The 17,642-nt window shown below is 63.7% G+C and carries 21 protein-coding genes; 14 read left to right on the top strand and 7 right to left on the bottom strand.

The features are described 5' to 3' along the window. The first annotated feature begins 38 nt into the window (after window positions 1–38). Entirely contained in the window at window positions 39–857 is an 819-nt protein-coding gene (locus IVA87_RS32775) for a quinoprotein dehydrogenase-associated SoxYZ-like carrier (protein WP_247337236.1), read from the top strand. Window positions 858–1,050: 193 nt separating this feature from the next. Here the strand turns inward: IVA87_RS32775 and IVA87_RS32780 are convergent, their stop codons facing one another. After that, on the bottom strand, window positions 1,051–1,410 hold the full coding sequence (locus tag IVA87_RS32780; RefSeq protein ID WP_247337240.1) for a hypothetical protein: 360 nt from the start codon (window positions 1,408–1,410) through the stop codon (window positions 1,051–1,053). Between the two features lie 87 nt (window positions 1,411–1,497). On the opposite strand from IVA87_RS32780, the gene IVA87_RS32785 reads away from it, so the two are divergent. From IVA87_RS32785 to IVA87_RS32800, 4 genes are read left to right on the top strand one after another with little or no spacing between them, the layout of a single operon-like run. Beyond that, window positions 1,498–2,496, top strand: a complete 999-nt coding sequence (locus IVA87_RS32785; protein WP_247302083.1) for an ABC transporter substrate-binding protein — start codon at window positions 1,498–1,500, stop codon at window positions 2,494–2,496. A gap of 1 nt (window position 2,497) precedes the next feature. Then, on the top strand, window positions 2,498–3,235 hold the full coding sequence (locus tag IVA87_RS32790) for an ABC transporter permease subunit (protein WP_247280494.1): 738 nt from the start codon (window positions 2,498–2,500) through the stop codon (window positions 3,233–3,235). Continuing rightward, entirely contained in the window at window positions 3,225–3,935 is a 711-nt protein-coding gene (locus tag IVA87_RS32795) for an ABC transporter ATP-binding protein (protein WP_247280493.1), read from the top strand. Before IVA87_RS32790 ends, IVA87_RS32795 begins: the two co-directional genes overlap by 11 nt. A gap of 50 nt (window positions 3,936–3,985) precedes the next feature. Continuing rightward, window positions 3,986–4,339, top strand: a complete 354-nt coding sequence (locus IVA87_RS32800) for a hypothetical protein (protein ID WP_247302089.1) — start codon at window positions 3,986–3,988, stop codon at window positions 4,337–4,339. Between the two features lie 10 nt (window positions 4,340–4,349). Here the strand turns inward: IVA87_RS32800 and IVA87_RS32805 are convergent, their stop codons facing one another. The 5 genes from IVA87_RS32805 to IVA87_RS32825 all read right to left on the bottom strand — a co-directional run bounded on the left by IVA87_RS32805 (window position 4,350) and on the right by IVA87_RS32825 (window position 6,766). Continuing rightward, window positions 4,350–4,559, bottom strand: coding sequence for a hypothetical protein (locus IVA87_RS32805; RefSeq protein WP_130211758.1), 210 nt, complete (start codon window positions 4,557–4,559; stop codon window positions 4,350–4,352). Between the two features lie 138 nt (window positions 4,560–4,697). After that, on the bottom strand, window positions 4,698–5,603 hold the full coding sequence (locus IVA87_RS32810; protein WP_346658389.1) for a hypothetical protein: 906 nt from the start codon (window positions 5,601–5,603) through the stop codon (window positions 4,698–4,700). A 24-nt stretch (window positions 5,604–5,627) separates the two neighbouring features. After that, a complete protein-coding gene (gene pqqA, locus IVA87_RS32815; protein WP_008562446.1) occupies window positions 5,628–5,708 on the bottom strand; it encodes a pyrroloquinoline quinone precursor peptide PqqA in 81 nt (26 codons plus the stop codon). Between the two features lie 219 nt (window positions 5,709–5,927). Next, window positions 5,928–6,251, bottom strand: a complete 324-nt coding sequence (locus IVA87_RS32820) for a hypothetical protein (protein WP_247337247.1) — start codon at window positions 6,249–6,251, stop codon at window positions 5,928–5,930. 122 nt (window positions 6,252–6,373) lie between these two features. Continuing rightward, entirely contained in the window at window positions 6,374–6,766 is a 393-nt protein-coding gene (locus IVA87_RS32825; protein WP_247337249.1) for a calcium-binding protein, read from the bottom strand. Between the two features lie 336 nt (window positions 6,767–7,102). Here IVA87_RS32825 and IVA87_RS32830 point away from each other — a divergent pair, with 336 nt between their 5' ends. From IVA87_RS32830 to IVA87_RS32850, 5 genes are all read left to right on the top strand, one after another. After that, on the top strand, window positions 7,103–8,767 hold the full coding sequence (locus IVA87_RS32830) for a methanol/ethanol family PQQ-dependent dehydrogenase (protein ID WP_247337251.1): 1,665 nt from the start codon (window positions 7,103–7,105) through the stop codon (window positions 8,765–8,767). 10 nt (window positions 8,768–8,777) lie between these two features. Beyond that, on the top strand, window positions 8,778–9,134 hold the full coding sequence (locus IVA87_RS32835) for a cytochrome c (protein ID WP_247337253.1): 357 nt from the start codon (window positions 8,778–8,780) through the stop codon (window positions 9,132–9,134). Then, window positions 9,131–10,060 carry a transporter substrate-binding domain-containing protein gene (locus tag IVA87_RS32840; protein WP_247337255.1) on the top strand — a complete coding sequence of 310 codons (930 nt, stop codon included), beginning with the start codon at window positions 9,131–9,133 and terminating at the stop codon, window positions 10,058–10,060. Before IVA87_RS32835 ends, IVA87_RS32840 begins: the two co-directional genes overlap by 4 nt. Before the next feature lie 200 nt (window positions 10,061–10,260). Continuing rightward, the gene (locus IVA87_RS32845) at window positions 10,261–11,250 is read left to right on the top strand and encodes a tripartite tricarboxylate transporter substrate binding protein (protein WP_247337257.1); all 990 of its coding nucleotides are present in this window, start codon (window positions 10,261–10,263) and stop codon (window positions 11,248–11,250) included. A 129-nt stretch (window positions 11,251–11,379) separates the two neighbouring features. Beyond that, entirely contained in the window at window positions 11,380–11,862 is a 483-nt protein-coding gene (locus IVA87_RS32850) for a hypothetical protein (protein WP_247337259.1), read from the top strand. Here IVA87_RS32850 and IVA87_RS32855 read toward each other — a convergent pair. Then, window positions 11,859–12,827, bottom strand: coding sequence for a helix-turn-helix domain-containing protein (locus tag IVA87_RS32855; RefSeq protein WP_247280483.1), 969 nt, complete (start codon window positions 12,825–12,827; stop codon window positions 11,859–11,861). The two genes, IVA87_RS32850 and IVA87_RS32855, sit on opposite strands and share 4 nt — an antisense overlap. Window positions 12,828–13,337: 510 nt before the next feature. On the opposite strand from IVA87_RS32855, the gene xoxF5 reads away from it, so the two are divergent. The 4 genes from xoxF5 (at window position 13,338) to gfa (ending at window position 17,508) form a co-directional block, all read left to right on the top strand. Further along, window positions 13,338–15,143: a lanthanide-dependent methanol dehydrogenase XoxF5 gene (gene xoxF5 / locus IVA87_RS32860; protein ID WP_247337260.1), complete on the top strand. Its 1,806-nt coding sequence runs from the start codon at window positions 13,338–13,340 to the stop codon at window positions 15,141–15,143. Between the two features lie 109 nt (window positions 15,144–15,252). Then, window positions 15,253–15,744 carry a c-type cytochrome, methanol metabolism-related gene (locus IVA87_RS32865; protein ID WP_247337326.1) on the top strand — a complete coding sequence of 164 codons (492 nt, stop codon included), beginning with the start codon at window positions 15,253–15,255 and terminating at the stop codon, window positions 15,742–15,744. Window positions 15,745–15,804: 60 nt separating this feature from the next. After that, window positions 15,805–16,914, top strand: a complete 1,110-nt coding sequence (locus IVA87_RS32870) for an S-(hydroxymethyl)glutathione dehydrogenase/class III alcohol dehydrogenase (RefSeq protein WP_247280481.1) — start codon at window positions 15,805–15,807, stop codon at window positions 16,912–16,914. A 30-nt stretch (window positions 16,915–16,944) separates the two neighbouring features. After that, window positions 16,945–17,508, top strand: coding sequence for an S-(hydroxymethyl)glutathione synthase (gene gfa, locus IVA87_RS32875; RefSeq protein ID WP_247337264.1), 564 nt, complete (start codon window positions 16,945–16,947; stop codon window positions 17,506–17,508). Window positions 17,509–17,642 lie beyond the last annotated feature (134 nt).

Here is a 17,642-nt window from a genome sequence, read left to right on the forward strand (position 1 = left end):
CGCGCTACGATGGGCGAAACGCCCGCAGGACCATGACCATGTTGGGATGCACACGCCGCCTGACGTTGACCGCCGTACTGCTCGGCATCGCGTTCGCGATGCCGGTGCAGGCGGAAGAGGCCGACGACCCCTGGCCGGGCTTGGTGCAGGACATCTTCAGCAACCGTCCGATGAACGACGGCAGCACCGTCATCGGCATCGAAATGCCCTATCGCGCCGAGGATGCGGCCATCGTGCCGGTCACGCTGCGCAGCAAGCTGTCGCCCGGCGATGCGCGGCGCATCCGTTCGATCACGCTGGTGATTGACCGCAATCCCGCTCCGATGGCAGCGAAGTTCGAACTCGGACCGGATGCCAATGTGACGGAGATCTCGACGCGCGTGCGCGTCAACAATTACACCGACGTGCATGCGGTCGCCGAGCTCAGCGATGGCCAGCTCTATGTCTCCAAGGTCTATGTCAAGGCTTCTGGCGGTTGCTCTGCGCCGGCGGCAAAGAACGTCGAGGAGGCCAAGAACCGCCTCGGCCAGATGCGCTATCGGCAATTCGCGCGCGAGGACGCGCCGGCGAGCCGCGTCCGCGAGGCGCAGATCATGATCGGCCATCCCAACAATTCCGGCCTGCAAATGGACCAGGTCACGCAGCTCTATATCCCGGCCTTCTTCATCAACCAGCTCAAGCTGACGCAGGACGACAGCCCGGTGCTGTCGATGGAAGGCGGCATCTCGATCTCGGAAGATCCCAATCTGCGCTTCACCTACGTCTCCAACGGCGCCAAGCGCTTTCGCGCGGAGGCGAAGGACACGGATGGGCACGTGTTCCGCAATGAGTGGGACGTGGAGAAGCCGGGGACGTAAGGCGAGGAGCACCCTCCGCTGGAGGGGGCCGGAACGAGCGTAGCTCGCCCGTGGGTCGGCTCACATGGAGCGCAGCGGAATGTGAGACGGGGTGGGGGTGACGGTCTCTCCGCACCCAACAGTGCCCGAATGGAGAGATCACCCCCCGTTCGCGCTGCGCGCGATCGACCCTCCGCTTCCATCGCCGCACAACTCAAAAGCACCTCACCTCGGCTTCGGCCTGCGCGCGCCGGAGATCATTCACCGCCGAGTTCGCCTGCTCCGAGGTGCGGAACTGGACGCCGAGATTGCCGCGGACCTGGGACATGCTGAGCGCGGTTTCCGCGGTGACGTAGCGCTCATAGGGCACGATCGAGGCGACCACGTCGATCGAGCACGAACATTGCTCGATCGCAGACCGCGTCTCGCCATTGGCTTTCATGCAGCCGTAGACGTACTCCGCGCGCGCCGATGTCGGATAATCATTGGCGTCCTCGGCCTGCGCCGCGCACGCGGTCACTGCCAATACGGTCAATGCGGCGACAATCGGTCGTAGCTGTCCCGCCAGTTTCATACGCATCCTCCCGCTGGTTGCGACCAAAGCTATGCTATGCGTATTGTCCTGAAAAGCACTCCGTCAGAGGAAACGGCTCACAAGGTGATGAGAGCACGTGGTGTGATAAGAGCACTCGGTCGAACATTGGTGCTCGCAGTGACGCTGGCGTCGACGCTGGCCGTACCCGGCCGCGCCGCCGAGACCATCCGCCTTGCGGTGCAGAAAACCGGAACATTCTCCTGGGAGCTGGCCGCGATCCGCGCGAACGGTCTGGACAAGGAGGCCGACCTCTCGCTCGAGGTCACCGAGCTCGCGAGCACGGAAGCGGGCAAGATCGCGATGCGCGCAGGTGGCGCCGATATCATCCTGTCGGACTGGCTATGGGTGTCGCGCGAGCGCGCGCTCGGCGCCAAGCTCACTTTCTATCCCTATTCCAGCGCGCTTGGCGCGGTGATGGTGCCGGCGGCTTCTCCGATCAAGACGCTCGCCGACCTCAGGGGACGCAAGCTCGCGATCGCCGGCGGAGCGATCGACAAGAGCTGGCTGCTGCTCCAGGCCCGCATGAGGCAGGATGGCATCGACCTGAAGTCTGCGGCGACCATCGTCTATGGCGCACCACCCCTGATCGCGGCCAAGGCGCTCGACGGCGAGATGGATGCGAGCCTCAATTTCTGGAATTTCTGCGCGCAGCTCGAGGCCAAGGGCTTTCGCCGCCTCGCCGGCATCGAGGACATCCTGCCAAAACTCGGTGCCAAGGGCCCGGTCGCCGCGGTCGGCTATGTCTTCGACGAGAGCTGGGCGGCAAGCCATCGTGACGCCATCGCGCGCTTCATCGCAATGACCCGAAAGGCCAAAGAGCTGCTGGTGACCTCGGACGCGGCCTGGGACAAGGTCGCGCCGCTCACCGGCACTGCCGATCCGGTCCTGCTCAAGACCTATCGCGACCGCTATCGCGACGGCATCCCGCGCCGGAGCATTGCCGACGAGGAGGCGGATGCGCGCGTGCTCTACCGCGTGCTCGCCGAGATCGGTGGCCGCGATCTCGTCGGGCCGGCGGCCGAGCTCGATCCCGGCACCTTCTATCACGCAGTCCCCGGAGACTGAGGTGCTGCGTCTTGTCTCGTCTGTCCTGTTCCTCGCAATCTGGTGGATCGCCGCGCTGTTCGTCGGCGGCGCAAAGCTGCCCTCCCCGCCTGCCGTGCTCGAGGTGATGATCGCGGAAGCCGCGAGCGGCGCGTTGTTCCTGCATCTCGGCGTCACGCTGGCCCGCGTCACACTCGCCTTCGTGCTGGCAATGTCGCTCGGCAGCGCCATCGGCTATCTGATGGGACGAGTGAAGCTTGCCGACCGGCTCGGCGATCCCTGGCTGATCCTGCTACTCAATTTGCCGGCCTTGGTCGTGATTGTGCTGGCCTATATCTGGGCTGGCCTGACTGAAGCCGCCGCGATCGCAGCGATCGCCATCAACAAGCTGCCGACCGCCATCGTCACCTTGCGCGAGGGCACCCGCGCGCTCGACCGCTCGCTCGACGAGATGGCGAGCGTGTTCGCGATGCCGCGCTGGCGCGCCTTCCGCCACGTCGTGCTGCCGCAACTCGCGCCCTATATCGCAGCCTCCGCGCGCTCCGGATTGTCTCTGGTATGGAAGATCGTGCTGGTCGCCGAGCTTTTGGGCCGCCCGAACGGCGTCGGCTTCGAGATCGGCGTCGCTTTCCAGCTATTCGACACGCCGCGGCTGCTCGCCTATTCGCTGACCTTCGCCGCCGTCGTACTCGTCATCGAAACCTTGCTGGTGCAGCCGTTCGAAGCCCGCGCAACACGGTGGCGGCCCCGTGCGGCTTGAGGTCGAGATCACAGGCAAGACGTTCAGGAGTGCCGCGGGCGGGACGCACGAGGTGCTGGCGCCCGTCAAATTCGCGCTTCAATCCGGCGAGGTCGGCGTGCTGATCGGCCCCTCCGGCTGCGGCAAGAGCACGATGCTGCGCATCATCCTCGGGCTCGATCATGAATTTCAGGGGCGCATCGCGCGGCCGCCGAAGGCGCGGATCGGCATGGTGTTCCAGGAGCCGCGGCTGCTGCCGTGGCGCTCGGTCGAGCAGAACGTGCGCTTGGCTGCGCCCGGTGTGACCGAGGCCAAACTATCTGAGCTTTTCAGGATCCTGGAGCTTCAGGCGCATCGCGACCATTTCCCCGGCGAGTTGTCGCTGGGCCTTGCCCGGCGCGTGGCGCTGGCCCGCGCCTTCGCGGTCGAGCCCGATCTGCTGGTGCTCGACGAGCCACTCGCCTCGCTCGACGACGCGCTCGCCGGCCGCCTGCGCGACGAGATCGCAACGCTGGTGGCGAGCCGTCCGGTGATGACGCTGCTCGTCACCCATAGCATCGACGATGCGATCCGGCTCGGCGACCGACTGCTCTTCCTGTCGCCCAGGCCGGCGCGCATCGTGCAGGAGGTGCCGATCGCGATCCCGCGAGCGGAGCGCAGCGAAACCGATCTCGGCAGGATCAAGGCCGAGCTCGCGGCGCTGCAGCTTGAATCGAAATGAACACTCGTGGTCAACTGGGGCCAAACAAGACCGTCGAGGGAGGTTTCACGGTGCGACGTCAGCTGATTGCGATCGGCATCCTGTTGGTCGCGATGCCGGGCGCGGCGCTCGCGCAGACCAAAGGCAAGGGCATCCGGCTCTGGAATCTCACAACGGAGACGATCTCCGGCTTCCAGCTCGCTCCGGCCGGCAGGACCGACTGGGGTCCGAACCAATGCTTGAACGACAAGGACAAGGAGGTCGACCACGACGAGCGGCTGCGCATTACCGGCGTCGAGCCGGGCCGCTATGATGCCAAGGTCAGCTATGCCAATTCACGGCAGTGCATCGTCCGCGACATCGAGATCAGGGCGGATGCGGTGTTCTCGATCGCCGACAAGGACCTGAAGGACTGCACCAAATAGCGAGGCCGGCTTACGCCTTGTCGTTCGGGTGCGGATATTCGCAGCGCCATCGCACCGCATGCCACTTCGGATGCTCGCCGACCCATTGCGCGATATAGGGCGGCGCGGCCATCGCGCATTGCCGTGGCGACCCGGAATAGTTGAACACCAGATGCTGCTCCTCGCAGGTCGCGGGCGAGAGCACCGCACAGACAGTCACCACCAGGTCAATCGGGTTCATGCCGGGATCCTCTCGCAAAGGGGCGATGGAGACTAGCACGAAAGGTTACGTGCAAAGGAGCGGGAAGTTTCAATCCGGCGTGAGAGAAAATGGAGCTCTTTTCCCGTCTCCGGGCGGGCAGAGGGGAACATGGGTGCGTTAAAAGTTAACCCCGAACACAACCCTCGCCTGGTGACGCTCGAAATTGACGAGGTCGAGATTGGCGGATGATCCAGCCGGACGTCCCCAGGCCTGCATGCTCCAGCTCAAGGTCAGCCGCGTGCGCTCGGAGAGCTGAAAATAGGCGGTGGGGCCGACGAACAGGGCGTGGCCCGAAAACTCGCCGAGGCCGATGCCGTCGTATTGCCGGAAATAACGCATCTCCCCGCCGAGCAGCACATTGGGCCGCACGCGCACCATGCCGGCAACCGCCGCCCCGATCGTCGAGCTCTTCTCGGACAGTCCCGCCATCTCGAAGCGCGCCCATTCCGGCTGATAGATCAGATTGAGCGCGGCGATGGCGAAGTTCGGAACGAGCTCGCGGTCGAACGCAAGCGTGAAATCGGTGCCGTACGTCCGTCCCTTCGCGCCGCTGGTCTCGTCGATGCGGTCGCCATGGAGCTCGGCGGCGACAGTCAGGCCGAACGGCGCGTGCGCGCGGTCGAGCAGACGATAACGCAGATCGAGCGAGGCGCCCTGGAAGTTGAACTGGCGGCGATCGTCGATGTCGGGGGCGCCGGTGATGTCGTGCAAGCTGGCGGTACCGCCGACCTCGATACGCAAGTTCGGCAGCGGCACCACCTCGATCTCGACCTCCTGCGCGAGCGCGCGATAGGTCCCACCGCCCTTACCAAATCGTCCCGTCGTCTCGCTCTGGAATTCGCGCTCGCCGACGCTGCCGACATCGGTGCCGATCATGAAGCCGAAGATATGCTCGGTATCAAAGCCTTCTTCGGCGCTGACGCATACAGGTAGAAGCGCGACTGTGCAGGCAGCTATGGTCCAGAAGGGATTGGCTCTCGCGCGCATTCCTGACACTACCACGGCTTCGACGGCGTTTACCATCGAAGCCGCGGCAGGTCGTCAGTCTTACTTGCGCGAAGCGCAGGCGTACATGTTGATTTCCATGCCGACCGGCACTTCCACGATCTTCGGAGCTTTCCAAGCCATTCGGGGTCTCCCAAGGTATTGAGCGCGACATCGCGCGGGGCAAAACCTAGGGCTGGGTCCCCTGTAGTTCAAGCGCCGATTCGAAGGCCGCACGCGTCTGTGTCGATTCTTCGCGGCGGCATTTCGCTCTCGGGCAAAGCCAGTTCTCTCTTGGTCAATTACAGATCTTGGGGACATCGCCCTGCCCGAGAAACCGCGCCTCGAATCGACACCGCGTCGTCAGCAGTCCTTACCTGCCGTTTGCGTGTTAGGCTTAGCACCTTCCGCCTGCTCCGCCGCAGTTGGTTGGCTCTGCATCTGCCGCTGCGCATCTTCGGACGAAGCAGCTGCGCCGCTGCTGGCACGATTCATCGTGCTGGTCGGCGGATGCTGCCCCGTTTCGCTGGACGAACTCTGCGACTGCGTCGAGCCCACGGTGACTGGACCGGAACCGGCATCCTTGTCAGTGCTGGCGCTGCCGGTGTTGCACGGGCCGGCCATGGCGACGCCGGCGCTCAACGCCAGGATCGCGCACGCAGCAAAAACGGAATGTTTCGTGTTCATCTGCTTCTCCTCTTCTCCCGCCGCGCTTCCCCGGCGCGGAGCAGGACATCGCGAAGAGAACAGGCCGAATAGCCCGATGTTCCGGGCTTCCGATCGGAATTAAGCTCCTGCCGGGGCGGACCTCAGCGCAGCAGCCGCAGCAGCGCGCGGCCGGCCCGCGTGTTCAGCTCTTTTGCATCGAGCGTCCCGTCCTTGTCCGGATTGGCCGCATTGAAGCGCTGCTCCACCACGGACAGGTATTCGTCGAGCGTAAGCGTCCCATCGCGATCAGGATCGGCGGCGGCGAGCTCTTTCGCCGACAACCGTCCCCGCAACTCGCGAGCGTCGAGCGTGCCGTCGTGGTCGGGGTCGAGCTTGGCGAACAATGCGCTGGCCGCCTTCTTCACCTCGGCGAGATCGAGCGTTCCGTCATTATCGGTATCGAACATCTTGACCGCGTTGCCGGATGCCGCGAGGGCCGGACCGGACAGCAATGCAATCGTGAGCGCAAGCGCGACTGAGCGACGTGACATCATCGAAACCTCCTGAGAACCTCGATTCGGGCGGGACCGAAATGAGATAAGTCCACAAATGTGACCCGGTTCAAGCCGGAAATTGCAACCTGCGCGCGCCACGAGTCGCGGAAGCGGGCCGCGCCGACCCGGCCCACTTGCGGTCCAGCGCTTCGCGTCGCGGAATTTTTCCAGCGCCTGCGCACAAGTGGGTGCTGGGCTGTCAGGTCTCCGTCAGGTCACCGGCATCCGGCGCCAGCATATCGGCGCCGGACTTGCGACTTTCGTATTGACGCGTTTTGTATTCGGGCGGAGTGTTGCTCCTGCAGCGTCAAAAGGCGCGCACATTGGGAGGAACGGATGAAACGCTTTGCGATGGCCGCGAGCCTCGTCATGCTTGCATCGACTTGTGCAAGCGCACAGACCACCGAGCAACTGGTCAAGGGCGCGACCGATACATCGAATGTTCTCAATTACGGGATGGGCTACAATCTGCAGCGTTTCTCGACGCTGAACCAGATCAATAAGGACACCGTCAAGAACCTCGTCCCGGTCTGGAACTACTCTTTCAACGATGATCGCAGCGAGGAATCGCAGCCGCTGGTGTACCAGGGCGTGATCTACGTGACCTCGCACAACGCGACCATGGCGGTGGACGCCAAGACCGGCAAGCAGATCTGGAAAACCAAGGTCGAGTATCCCGCCGAGACGCCGCGCATCGTCTGCTGCGGCATCATCAATCGCGGCGCCGCGCTCTACGACGGCAAAGTATACCGCACCACCCTCGACGCCAACGTGATCGCGCTGGACGCCAAGACCGGCAAGGAGTTGTGGCGGCAGAAGGCCGCCGACATCAAGGAAGGCTATTCGATGACGGTGGCTCCGCTGGTCGCCGACGGCGTCGTCATCACCGGCATCTCGGGCGCCGAATTCGGCACGCGCGGCTTCATCGACGGCTGGGATCCGGCGACAGGCAAGCATCTCTGGCGCACCCATTCGATCCCTTCCCCTGACGAGCCCGGCGGCGACACTTGGAAGGGCGACACCTGGAAGCTCGGCGGCGGCTCGACCTGGATCACCGGGTCCTACGATCCCGAGCTGAACACCGTCTATTGGGGCATCGGCAATCCCGGCCCGTTCAATTCGGCGGTCCGCCCCGGCGACAATCTCTACACCTGCTCCGTGCTGGCGATGGATCCCAAGACCGGCAAGATCAAGTGGCACTACCAGTTCTCGCCGAACAATCCGTTCGACTATGACAGCGTGGCCGAGATGGTGCTCGCCGACATGAACGTCGAGGGCAAGCCGACCAAGGTGCTGATGGACGCCAACCGCAACGGCTTCTTCTACGTGCTCGACCGCACCAACGGCAAGCTGCTCGCGGCCAACCCCTACGTGAAGGTCAATTGGGCCACCGGAATCGACATGAAGACCGGACGTCCGATCGAGACCGACATTTCGAAGGACGCGCGCGAGGGCAAGAAGGTCACCGTCTATCCATCGATCCTCGGCGGCAAGAACTGGGAGCCGATGTCGTTCAATCCGCAGACCGGCCTGGCTTATGCCAACACGCTCGCCTTCGGCGGCAGGTACAAGACCGAGCCCGTCACCTTCAAGCAGGGTGAATGGTATCTCGGCATGGATCTGACCGATCTCTGGGAGTACGGAGACGGCCCGCGCGGCCATCTCAAGGCGATCGATCCCCTGACCGGCAAGGCGAAGTGGGAGGCACCTGTCGACATCCCGCGCTTCTCCGGCGTGCTATCGACCGCAGGCGGCGTCGTGTTCACGGGCGCGCTGACCGGCGAGTTCGAGGCCTTCGACGCCGACACCGGCAAGAAGCTCTGGCAGTTCCAGACCGGCTCCGGCATCGAGGGGCAGCCGGTGACCTGGCAGCAGGATGGGGTGCAGTATGTCGCAGTGACAAGCGGCTATGGCGGCGTCTACTCGCTGTTTTCCGGCGACGAACGACTGGCGCAAATTCCGCCGGGCGGCTCGCTGTGGGTTTTTGCGGTCAAGCAATAACCACGACACGATGCTGAAGCAGATATCTCACAAGACGGCGGCGATGTTCGCCGCCGTCGCGGTGTTGACGGTCGCGCTTGCGGCGACCGTTCGCGCCGCGGACGATGCAACCGGCAATCCGCTGCAGGCGCAGATCGACCATGGCAAGTCGACGTATGCCGAAAAATGCTCGCACTGCCACGGCCCGAACTTGATGAACTCCGGCACCATTACGCCGGACCTGCGCGCCATTCCCGACGACAAGACGCGCTTCGTCACCACGGTGAAGAATGGCAAGAACAACAAGATGCCGCCCTGGGGCGACATCCTCAGCGACGACCAGATCGGCGACCTCTGGGCCTTCATTTCGAGCCGGAGGAAGCCATGAGGCGTAGGCTCGCCGCGTGGAGCGTTGCCGCGATCCTCGCCGCGGCGCCTACGGTCGCGCGCGCGGCGGAGGATCCGCTGAAGGTCTGTCTCGACGAAGACCGGCCGCCGCTCTCGGTGCATCAAAAGGGCAAGCCCGATGCGGGCTTCGACGTGCTGCTGGCGCAGGCGATCGCGGAACGGCTGGGACGGCCACTGACGATCCAATGGTTCGAGAGCAAGCTCGATGAGGATTCCAGCCCACAGCTCGAGGCCAATGCGCTGCTCTCGGACGGGCGCTGCGCACTGGTCGGCGGCTACGCACTGACGCAGGACTCGCTCGTCAAGCCCGGTATGAAGACGGCGCGTCTGCCGGATTTCGCCGGCGCCACGCGTGACGACCGGCGCCGCCGCGTCGCGATCGGCGTGCTCGCGCCGAGCCGGCCCTACCTCTATTCGCCGATGACGGTGGTGCTCGGGCCGAAGGCGAAGGGCCGCAAGATCGGCGACATTGGCGATCTTGCCGGCCTTCGCCTCGTGATCGAAAGCGGCTCGCTCGGCGATGCCATCCTGATGACCTTCGACAAGGGGCGCCTGATCGACAACATCACCCATCTCGTGCCCGGCCGCGACGACCTGCTCGGCGCGCTCCAGCGTGGCGATCATGATGCGACGCTGATCGACCTTGCGCGCTTCGACGCCCATCGGGCCGCGCACCCCGATACGGCGCTCACCGCATCCGGCTACTATTATCCGATCGGCGTCAATCGCGGCTATGTCGGGCTTGCCGGCAATCCCGCGCTGATCGAGGCCGTCAACACGGCGCTTGGCCAGCTTGCTGCCGAAGGCAAGATCGCCGAATTCGGCAAGCAGGCCGGCCTCACCTATCTGCCGCCGCGCGAGCCTGCGATCCTCGGCGATGTCTGGATGAAGATCATTCAGCGGTGATTGCCCGTCATTCCGGGCGTCCGAACGGCGGGCCCGCAATCCATCTCTCGGCAGTGCAGCCCGATGGATGCCAGGCCGGCGAGCCGCGCTCGCATCCAGGAACGACTGGTGATGCGACCAATGCGCCAATCTGTCTCGGCTGTCGCGGATGGCAGAGACGACCCGATGCAGTACCCTCGATGAAAATGCTGGAGGGAATCATGTCCGCAAAGCTCGATCGCCGCCACTTCGTCGCCGCCGGCGCCAGCGCATTCGCGATGCCTTTCGTCTCGCGCGGCGCCTCGGCGCAAGCTGCATGGCCGTCGCGGCAGATTCGCATGATTTGCAGCTATCCCGCCGGCGGACAGACCGACCTGCTGGCGCGCGCCTACGGCGAATTCATCGCCAAGCAGATCGGCAAGACCGTCGTCATCGAGAACAAGCCCGGCGCCTCCGGCGCAATCGGCACGGCGGAGGTCGCCCGCGCCGAGCCCGACGGCCACACCGTGCTATGCTCGATCTCGACCACCTACATCATGAACCGGGTGGTGATGAAGAATCCCGGCTACGACATGGACAGGGATCTGACCCTCGTCAGCGTGATTCCCGGCGCCGGCCTGTTGCTGGTCGCGAACCCCAAAACCGGCGTCAAGACGCTGGAGGATTTCGTCGCCTTCGCGCGCAAGAGCGGCAAGGTGAATTTCGGCACCTACAGCGCGGGATCGGCCCCGCACATGACCATCAACGAGCTCAACAAGCAATACGGTCTCTCCATCGAGCCGGTGCACTACCGCGGCGAAGCCCCGATGTGGACCGGCATGCTGGAAGGCACGCTCGATGCCGCGATGGGCAGCTATACGGCGGCGCAATCGGTCCTGCAAAGCGACCGCGGCACCGTGTTCGCTGTGCATTCGAAGAAGGTCGACGCGATCCCGACCGTGAAGACGCTCCCCGAACAAGGCGCGACGTCGAAATTCTTTACCGTGAGCGGCTTCACCGGCTGGGCGGTGCCGAAGGCGACACCGCAGCCGGTCGTCGACCGGCTAGCCGAGCTCTGCGTCGCGGCCAACAACGATCCGAAGGTGAAGGAGGTTCTCGCGACCTTCGTGCTCGAACCGGCCCTCGGATTCAAGGAAACCAATGCGCTGTATCAGCGCGAATTGCCGGTCTGGATCGAGAGCGCAACGTCGCTCGGCCTCGAGCCGGCCTGAATCGGAGGCAAGGCGCGGTCGCGCTCACGGCGCTGGCGTCCGACCAAAGCCTAGCTAGTGTCGGAAATGCACTTTCGCGTATGATTGTGCGGCGCCAGCTCGCCGGCGCCAACGAGAAGGGCCGATCCCATGACACCGGATGGCGTCGCCGTAGCTGTCATGATCATCCTGCTCTTTCCGATGGGCTATTTCACGTTGGCTTCGCCCGCCTTCCTGCTGGTGAAGCTGGATATTGCGCCCGTCGCCCAGCTGCTGCGCGGAATGTTCAATGCCCACTTTCTGGTGATGCGTGTTGCCGGAATCATCGGAACGATAGCTGTCCTGCTCGACGGTCGCCTGATCGCCGCGGCGGGCGTTGGTCTGCTTGCAGCCTTGGCGATGTGGGGACGTCGCTGGTTCCTGCAACGCATGGACGACCAGCTCAGCGCGACGGAAGCCGGCGATACCGAGGCCCCGCGTCGGCTGCGCCAACTGCATTGGAGCGGAATGCTGGCGAACGCGGTGCTGCTTACCGTTCTCTTGGCCAGCATTCCTATATCGCCGTGTCGGCTTGACAGACGTCGCATCACGGCCGGCACAACATTGCCGGCGACGGGGCCGCAGCGCGCCTAATGCTCGCCCGAACTCGCGGTGCCCTGCTGCGCCTTGTGGATGGAGGACGGCACCACTCCAAAGTATTTCCGGAACACGCGGCTGAAATGCGATGAGCTGGAGAAGCCCCAGGAGAACGCAACGTCTGTGATGGTCTTGCCGGCGTGGGCCTCGAGTTCCTGACGGCAGTTCTGCAGGCGGGCCTGCCAGATGTAGTCGCTCACCGTGGTGCCGCGCTCGGAGAACAGCATGTGCAGATAGCGCTTGGAGCAGCCGAGCTCGGCCGAGATCTGGTCGATGCACAGATCCGGATCGCGCAAGTGCTCGCGGATGAAGAACTGAGCGCGCACATACATCGCCTCGGGCCCGACACGGTCCAACATCGTGTCGGCCTCGCGCAGCGGTAGCAGCAGGAGGTCGATCAGTGAATCTGCAACGCCGACCGCGCTGTTCGCCGACAGCTTTGCCGCCTCGTCGAAAGTCGCGTGAACGAAATCATGGGCGATCCGCCCCGTCCCGGTCTTCGCCGACAATTTGCACGCCGGCATCCGCTGCGAGGGAAAGCCGCGGTCGCGCAGCAGTGCCTTGGGCACAATCACCACGTCGTGGCGCGTGAAGGCCGGGCTGATGATCGAATGCGGGCAGGAGACGTCGTAGGCGATGATGTCGCCCGGGTTGATTTCGATGTGGCGGCCTTCTTGCTCGAAATAAGACACGCCGTAGGTCTGGAAGTGGATCTTGATGTAGGGGTGTTCATTGGCCTTGGCACGCGCCAGCGTGTGCGCGATGCGATGCTGGCTCACCTCGATCTGACAGAGCTTCAGGCGCGAGACGGTGGTGTAGTCGATGCGACCTTCAAGCGAGGACGCCTCCAGCGGATCGACGTCGAAATGGCCGCACAGGCTCGTCAGACCATCGATCCAGCTCTGGATCTGCCGCTTCGGCGTGAGCCCGGTCGTCGAGAGCGTGTGAATGGTGTCGGACATTGATCCAGCCACTGGTTTGATCCGGAGATTCGACGCGAATCGCGACCAGCGCTGCGGAGCCCTCAGCCGTGATTGCGTAACGTTTACCTCAAACTTGGGCGGTCTATTGGAACTGCACCTCCGTTCCATTGCCACCTTTGAAACTTAATCCTCCGCCTTAGTTGCAGCGCCGTCAAGGGGAACCTAGGCGCAGACCGCGGCGCGGGCCCGCGCGGAAACCGCTGAATTCGCTACTGCAAAATCAAAATCTTCGCGCCCGTGCGCTGTCGAGCAAACCGGCTTCTCTCTTGGGCAAGTTTCCCGTTGATGAAGTCGTTAGGGATTGCGGCAGGAACAACAAGAACGGGCCGCTCCTGCACGCGGACCCGTGGCTCTCATCAGGAGGAGGAAACAGCACAGCATCGTTTCTGGTCTCGATCGTGACCGCCCTGCACGAGCGGACGCCGGACGAAAAGCCCGGTGATTGAGCAATGCTTCGGAAACAATAAACGACCAACGGAGGAATTAACTATGCGCAAGGTGCTACTGGCGACCTATCTTGGCTCCGCGGCGGCTCTCGCCGTCGGCAGCGCCTCAGCCAATGACGAGCTGATCAAGATGTCGCAGAACCCGAAAGACTGGGTGATGCCCGCGGGCGACTATGCCAATACCCGCTATTCCAAGCTGAACCAGATCAACGCACAGAACGTCGGCAAGCTCCAGGTGGCCTGGACCTTCTCGACGGGCGTGCTGCGTGGCCACGAAGGCGGGCCGCTGATCATCGGCAACATGATGTACGTCCACACCCCGTTCCCGAACAAGGTCTACGCCATTGACCTTTCAAACGAGAACAAGATCGTCTGGAAGTACGAGCCGAAGCAGGATCCGAACGTCATCCCGGTGATGTGCTGCGACACCGTCAATCGCGGCCTGTCTTACGGCGACGGCAAGATCATCCTGCATCAGGCCGACACCAATCTCGTCGCGCTCGACGCCAAGACCGGCCAGGTGGCTTGGTCGGCGACCAACGGCAATCCTGCGAAGGGCGAGACCGGCACATCGGCCGCGCTGGTGGTCAAGGACAAGGTCCTGGTCGGCATCTCCGGCGGCGAGTTCGGCGTGCAGTGCCACGTCACCGCCTACGATCTCAAGAGCGGCAAGCAGGTCTGGCGCGCCTATTCCGAAGGTCCGGATGACCAGATCAAGTTCGATCCGGCCAAGACGACATCGCTGGGCAAGCCGGTCGGACCGGACTCCAGCTTGAAGACCTGGCAAGGCGATCAGTGGAAGATCGGCGGCGGCTGCACCTGGGGCTGGATCTCCTACGATCCCGCTCTGAACATGGTCTATTACGGGTCGGGCAACCCCTCGACCTGGAATCCGAAGCAGCGTCCGGGCGACAACAAATGGTCCATGACCATTTTCGCGCGCGACGCGGACACCGGAATGGCCAAGTGGGTCTATCAGATGACGCCCCACGACGAGTGGGACTATGACGGCGTCAACGAGATGATCCTCACGGATCAGCAGATCAATGGCCAGCCTCGCAAGCTCCTGACCCATTTCGACCGCAACGGTCTCGCCTACACCATGGACCGAGAGAACGGCGAACTGCTGGTCGCCGAAAAGTACGATCCGAAGGTGAACTGGACCTCCGGCGTCGACATGAACAAGAGCTCGCCGACCTATGGCCGCCCGAAGGTGCTCGACGCAGCTTCGACCGACAAGGCGGGCGAGGACGTCAACGTGAAGGGCATCTGCCCGGCCGCGCTCGGCACCAAGGACGAGCAGCCGGCAGCTTACTCGCCCGACACGCAGCTGTTCTACGTTCCGACCAACCACGTCTGCATGGATTACGAACCGTTCAAGGTGAGCTACACCGCGGGCCAGCCCTATGTGGGTGCGACGCTCTCGATGTATCCGCCGCAGGGTGAAAGCCACATGGGCAACTTCATCGCCTGGGACGGCAAGACCGGCAAGATCGTCTGGTCGAACAAGGAGCAGTTCTCGGTCTGGTCGGGCGCACTCGCAACCGCCGGCGGCGTGGTGTTCTACGGCACGCTCGAAGGCTACCTGAAGGCGGTCGATGCCAAGACCGGCAAGGAGCTCTACAAGTTCAAGACTCCCTCCGGCATCATCGGCAACGTCACCACCTATGAGAACAATGGCAAGCAGTACGTTGCCGTGCTCTCCGGCGTGGGTGGCTGGGCCGGCATCGGCCTGGCGGCAGGTCTGACCGATCCGACCGCCGGTCTCGGCGCCGTCGGTGGCTACGCGGCTCTCAGCAACTACACGGCGCTCGGCGGCACGCTGACCGTGTTCGCGCTGCCGAACTAGGCCCGCTCAGCATCGCTCCGGCGCGTGGATCGACTCCACGCGCCGGCTCGTCTCCACCGAACGCCTCGAGGACAATCTCTTGCGTAAAATCTGCTCTGTCATTGCTGTGATGATCTTCGTTGCGTCCGGAGGAGCTGCGGTCGCGGAAGGTCCGGGCGACCCGACCGCGGTGAAGAAGGAAGACGACGGGAAGTGGCTCGATAAAGAAGGAAACCCCACCTACAAGATTTCAGCCGACGGCACCGTGGACTGGTTCACCTATTCCGGATACCGCCGCTATCATTCAGACTGCCACGTGTGCCACGGGCCGGACGGGATGGGATCCACCTACGCACCGGCGCTGAAGGATTCCGTCAAGTCGATGAGCTATGGCGACTTTCTCGGCGTGATCGCCTCCGGCCGCAAGAACATCTCGACGGCGCAGGAGAACGTCATGCCGGCCTTCGGCGACAACCCGAACGTCGCTTGCTACATGGACGATCTCTACGTCTATCTGCGCGCCCGCTCCACCGAAGCATGGGGCCGCCAGCGTCCCGCCAAGAAGGAAGAGAAAACGGACGCCTACACCAAGGCGGAAGATGCCTGCATGGGCAAGAAATGAACGTTGCCAGGATTGCCAAGACCACTTCCTGGCGTCCTACGAGGATTTGAGGAGTTTACGATGAAGACACGTGCCGCCGTCGCTTTCGAAGCCAAGAAGCCGCTCGAGATCGTCGAGGTCGACCTGGAGGGACCAAAGGCCGGCGAAGTCCTGGTCGAGATCAAGGCCACCGGCATCTGCCATACCGACGCCTACACACTCGACGGCTTCGACAGCGAAGGAATCTTCCCGTCGATCCTGGGCCATGAGGGCGCCGGCATCATCCGCGAGATCGGTCCCGGCGTGACCTCGGTGAAGCCGGGCGACCACGTCATCCCGCTCTACACGCCGGAATGCCGGCAGTGCAAAAGCTGCCTCAGCCAGAAGACCAATCTCTGCACCGCGATCCGCGCGACGCAGGGCAAGGGCGTGATGCCCGACGGCACCAGCCGCTTCTCCTACAAGGGCAAGCCGATCTACCATTACATGGGCTGCTCGACCTTCTCAAACTTCACCGTGCTGCCCGAGATCGCCGTCGCCAAGATTCGCGAGGACGCGCCGTTCGACAAGAGCTGCTACATCGGCTGCGGTGTGACGACCGGCGTCGGTGCCGTCGTCAACACTGCGAAGGTCGAGCCGGGCGCCAACGTGGTCGTGTTCGGCCTCGGCGGTATCGGCCTCAACGTGATCCAGGGCGCCAAGATGGCCGGCGCCGACAAGATCATCGGTGTCGACATCAACGATTCCAAGGAAGATTGGGGCCGCCGCTTCGGCATGACCCACTTCGTCAACCCGAAGAAGGTCACCGGCGACATCGTCCAGCACCTCGTCGGTCTCACCGACGGCGGCGCCGACTACACCTTCGACTGCACCGGCAACACCACGGTGATGCGCCAGGCACTGGAAGCCTGCCATCGCGGCTGGGGTACCTCGATCATCATCGGCGTCGCCGAAGCGGGCAAGGAGATTGCCACCCGCCCGTTCCAGCTCGTCACGGGGCGCAACTGGCGCGGCACCGCTTTCGGCGGCGCGCGCGGCCGCACCGACGTGCCGAAGATCGTCGACTGGTACATGAACGGAAAAATCCAGATCGACCCAATGATCACCCACACGCTCAAGCTCGAAGAGATCAACAAAGGTTTTGACCTCATGCATGAGGGCAAATCCATCCGTTCCGTCGTCGTGTTCTAGCTCACAGCCATCACCCAGGAGGATCGACCCATGACTGTTGCACTCCATCCATTGATCGACAACGGCATCAAGCAAGGCAGCGGCAACTTCGCCGGCGGCACGCTGGTCTGCAAATGCAAGGACCAGCCGGTGAAGGTCGGCATCAAGGGCGACGTCGCGCACAACCACGCCTGTGGCTGCACCAAGTGCTGGAAGCCGCAGGGCGCGACCTTCTCGGTCGTCGCCGTGGTGCCGCGCCAGAACGTCACCGTGCTCGAGAACGGCGACAAGCTCCAGATCGTCGATCCCTCCGCGGTGATCCAGCGCTATGCCTGCAAGGCCTGCGGCACCCACATGTACGGCCGGATCGAGAACAAGGGCCATCCGTTCTACGGCCTGGACTTCATCCATCCCGAGCTGTTCCAGGAGGAGGGCGCACAGGCGCCGCAATTCGCCGCCTTCGTCTCCTCGGTGATCGAATCGGGCGTGAAGCCGGAGCAGATGGCGGGCATCCGTTCGCGGCTGAAGGAGATCGGACTGGAGCCCTATGACTGCCTGTCGCCGGCACTGATGGACGCGATCGCGACCCACGTGGCGAAAGCCAAAGCCGCCTAAGCAAGGCGCCTGAGCAGGGCCGCCGCGCCTTCGCCCAGACTTCTGTCGGTTCGCTGGCGTCCACCAACGCCAGCGGGCCGGCCGGTCCCGTTCCGGGACCATCACGGCGATCCCGCCGCTTTTCTGCACCACGC

Source organism: Bradyrhizobium sp. 147, from assembly GCF_023073935.1.
Taxonomy (GTDB): Bacteria; Pseudomonadota; Alphaproteobacteria; order Rhizobiales; family Xanthobacteraceae; genus Bradyrhizobium.

Bases quoted from the DNA above. Each gene is read 5' to 3' on its own strand.
- IVA87_RS32775 (WP_247337236.1), top strand. From the start codon at position 39: ATGTTGGGATGCACACGCCGCCTGACGTTGACCGCCGTACTGCTCGGC.
- IVA87_RS32780 (WP_247337240.1), bottom strand. From the start codon at position 1,410: ATGAAACTGGCGGGACAGCTACGACCGATTGTCGCCGCATTGACCGTA.
- IVA87_RS32785 (WP_247302083.1), top strand. From the start codon at position 1,498: ATGAGAGCACGTGGTGTGATAAGAGCACTCGGTCGAACATTGGTGCTC.
- IVA87_RS32805 (WP_130211758.1), bottom strand. From the start codon at position 4,559: ATGAACCCGATTGACCTGGTGGTGACTGTCTGTGCGGTGCTCTCGCCC.
- IVA87_RS32810 (WP_346658389.1), bottom strand. From the start codon at position 5,603: ATGGTAAACGCCGTCGAAGCCGTGGTAGTGTCAGGAATGCGCGCGAGA.
- pqqA (WP_008562446.1), bottom strand. From the start codon at position 5,708: ATGGCTTGGAAAGCTCCGAAGATCGTGGAAGTGCCGGTCGGCATGGAA.
- IVA87_RS32820 (WP_247337247.1), bottom strand. From the start codon at position 6,251: ATGAACACGAAACATTCCGTTTTTGCTGCGTGCGCGATCCTGGCGTTG.
- IVA87_RS32825 (WP_247337249.1), bottom strand. From the start codon at position 6,766: ATGATGTCACGTCGCTCAGTCGCGCTTGCGCTCACGATTGCATTGCTG.
- IVA87_RS32830 (WP_247337251.1), top strand. From the start codon at position 7,103: ATGAAACGCTTTGCGATGGCCGCGAGCCTCGTCATGCTTGCATCGACT.
- IVA87_RS32835 (WP_247337253.1), top strand. From the start codon at position 8,778: ATGCTGAAGCAGATATCTCACAAGACGGCGGCGATGTTCGCCGCCGTC.
- IVA87_RS32840 (WP_247337255.1), top strand. From the start codon at position 9,131: ATGAGGCGTAGGCTCGCCGCGTGGAGCGTTGCCGCGATCCTCGCCGCG.
- IVA87_RS32845 (WP_247337257.1), top strand. From the start codon at position 10,261: ATGTCCGCAAAGCTCGATCGCCGCCACTTCGTCGCCGCCGGCGCCAGC.
- IVA87_RS32850 (WP_247337259.1), top strand. From the start codon at position 11,380: ATGACACCGGATGGCGTCGCCGTAGCTGTCATGATCATCCTGCTCTTT.
- IVA87_RS32855 (WP_247280483.1), bottom strand. From the start codon at position 12,827: ATGTCCGACACCATTCACACGCTCTCGACGACCGGGCTCACGCCGAAG.
- xoxF5 (WP_247337260.1), top strand. From the start codon at position 13,338: ATGCGCAAGGTGCTACTGGCGACCTATCTTGGCTCCGCGGCGGCTCTC.
- IVA87_RS32865 (WP_247337326.1), top strand. From the start codon at position 15,253: ATGATCTTCGTTGCGTCCGGAGGAGCTGCGGTCGCGGAAGGTCCGGGC.
- IVA87_RS32870 (WP_247280481.1), top strand. From the start codon at position 15,805: ATGAAGACACGTGCCGCCGTCGCTTTCGAAGCCAAGAAGCCGCTCGAG.
- gfa (WP_247337264.1), top strand. From the start codon at position 16,945: ATGACTGTTGCACTCCATCCATTGATCGACAACGGCATCAAGCAAGGC.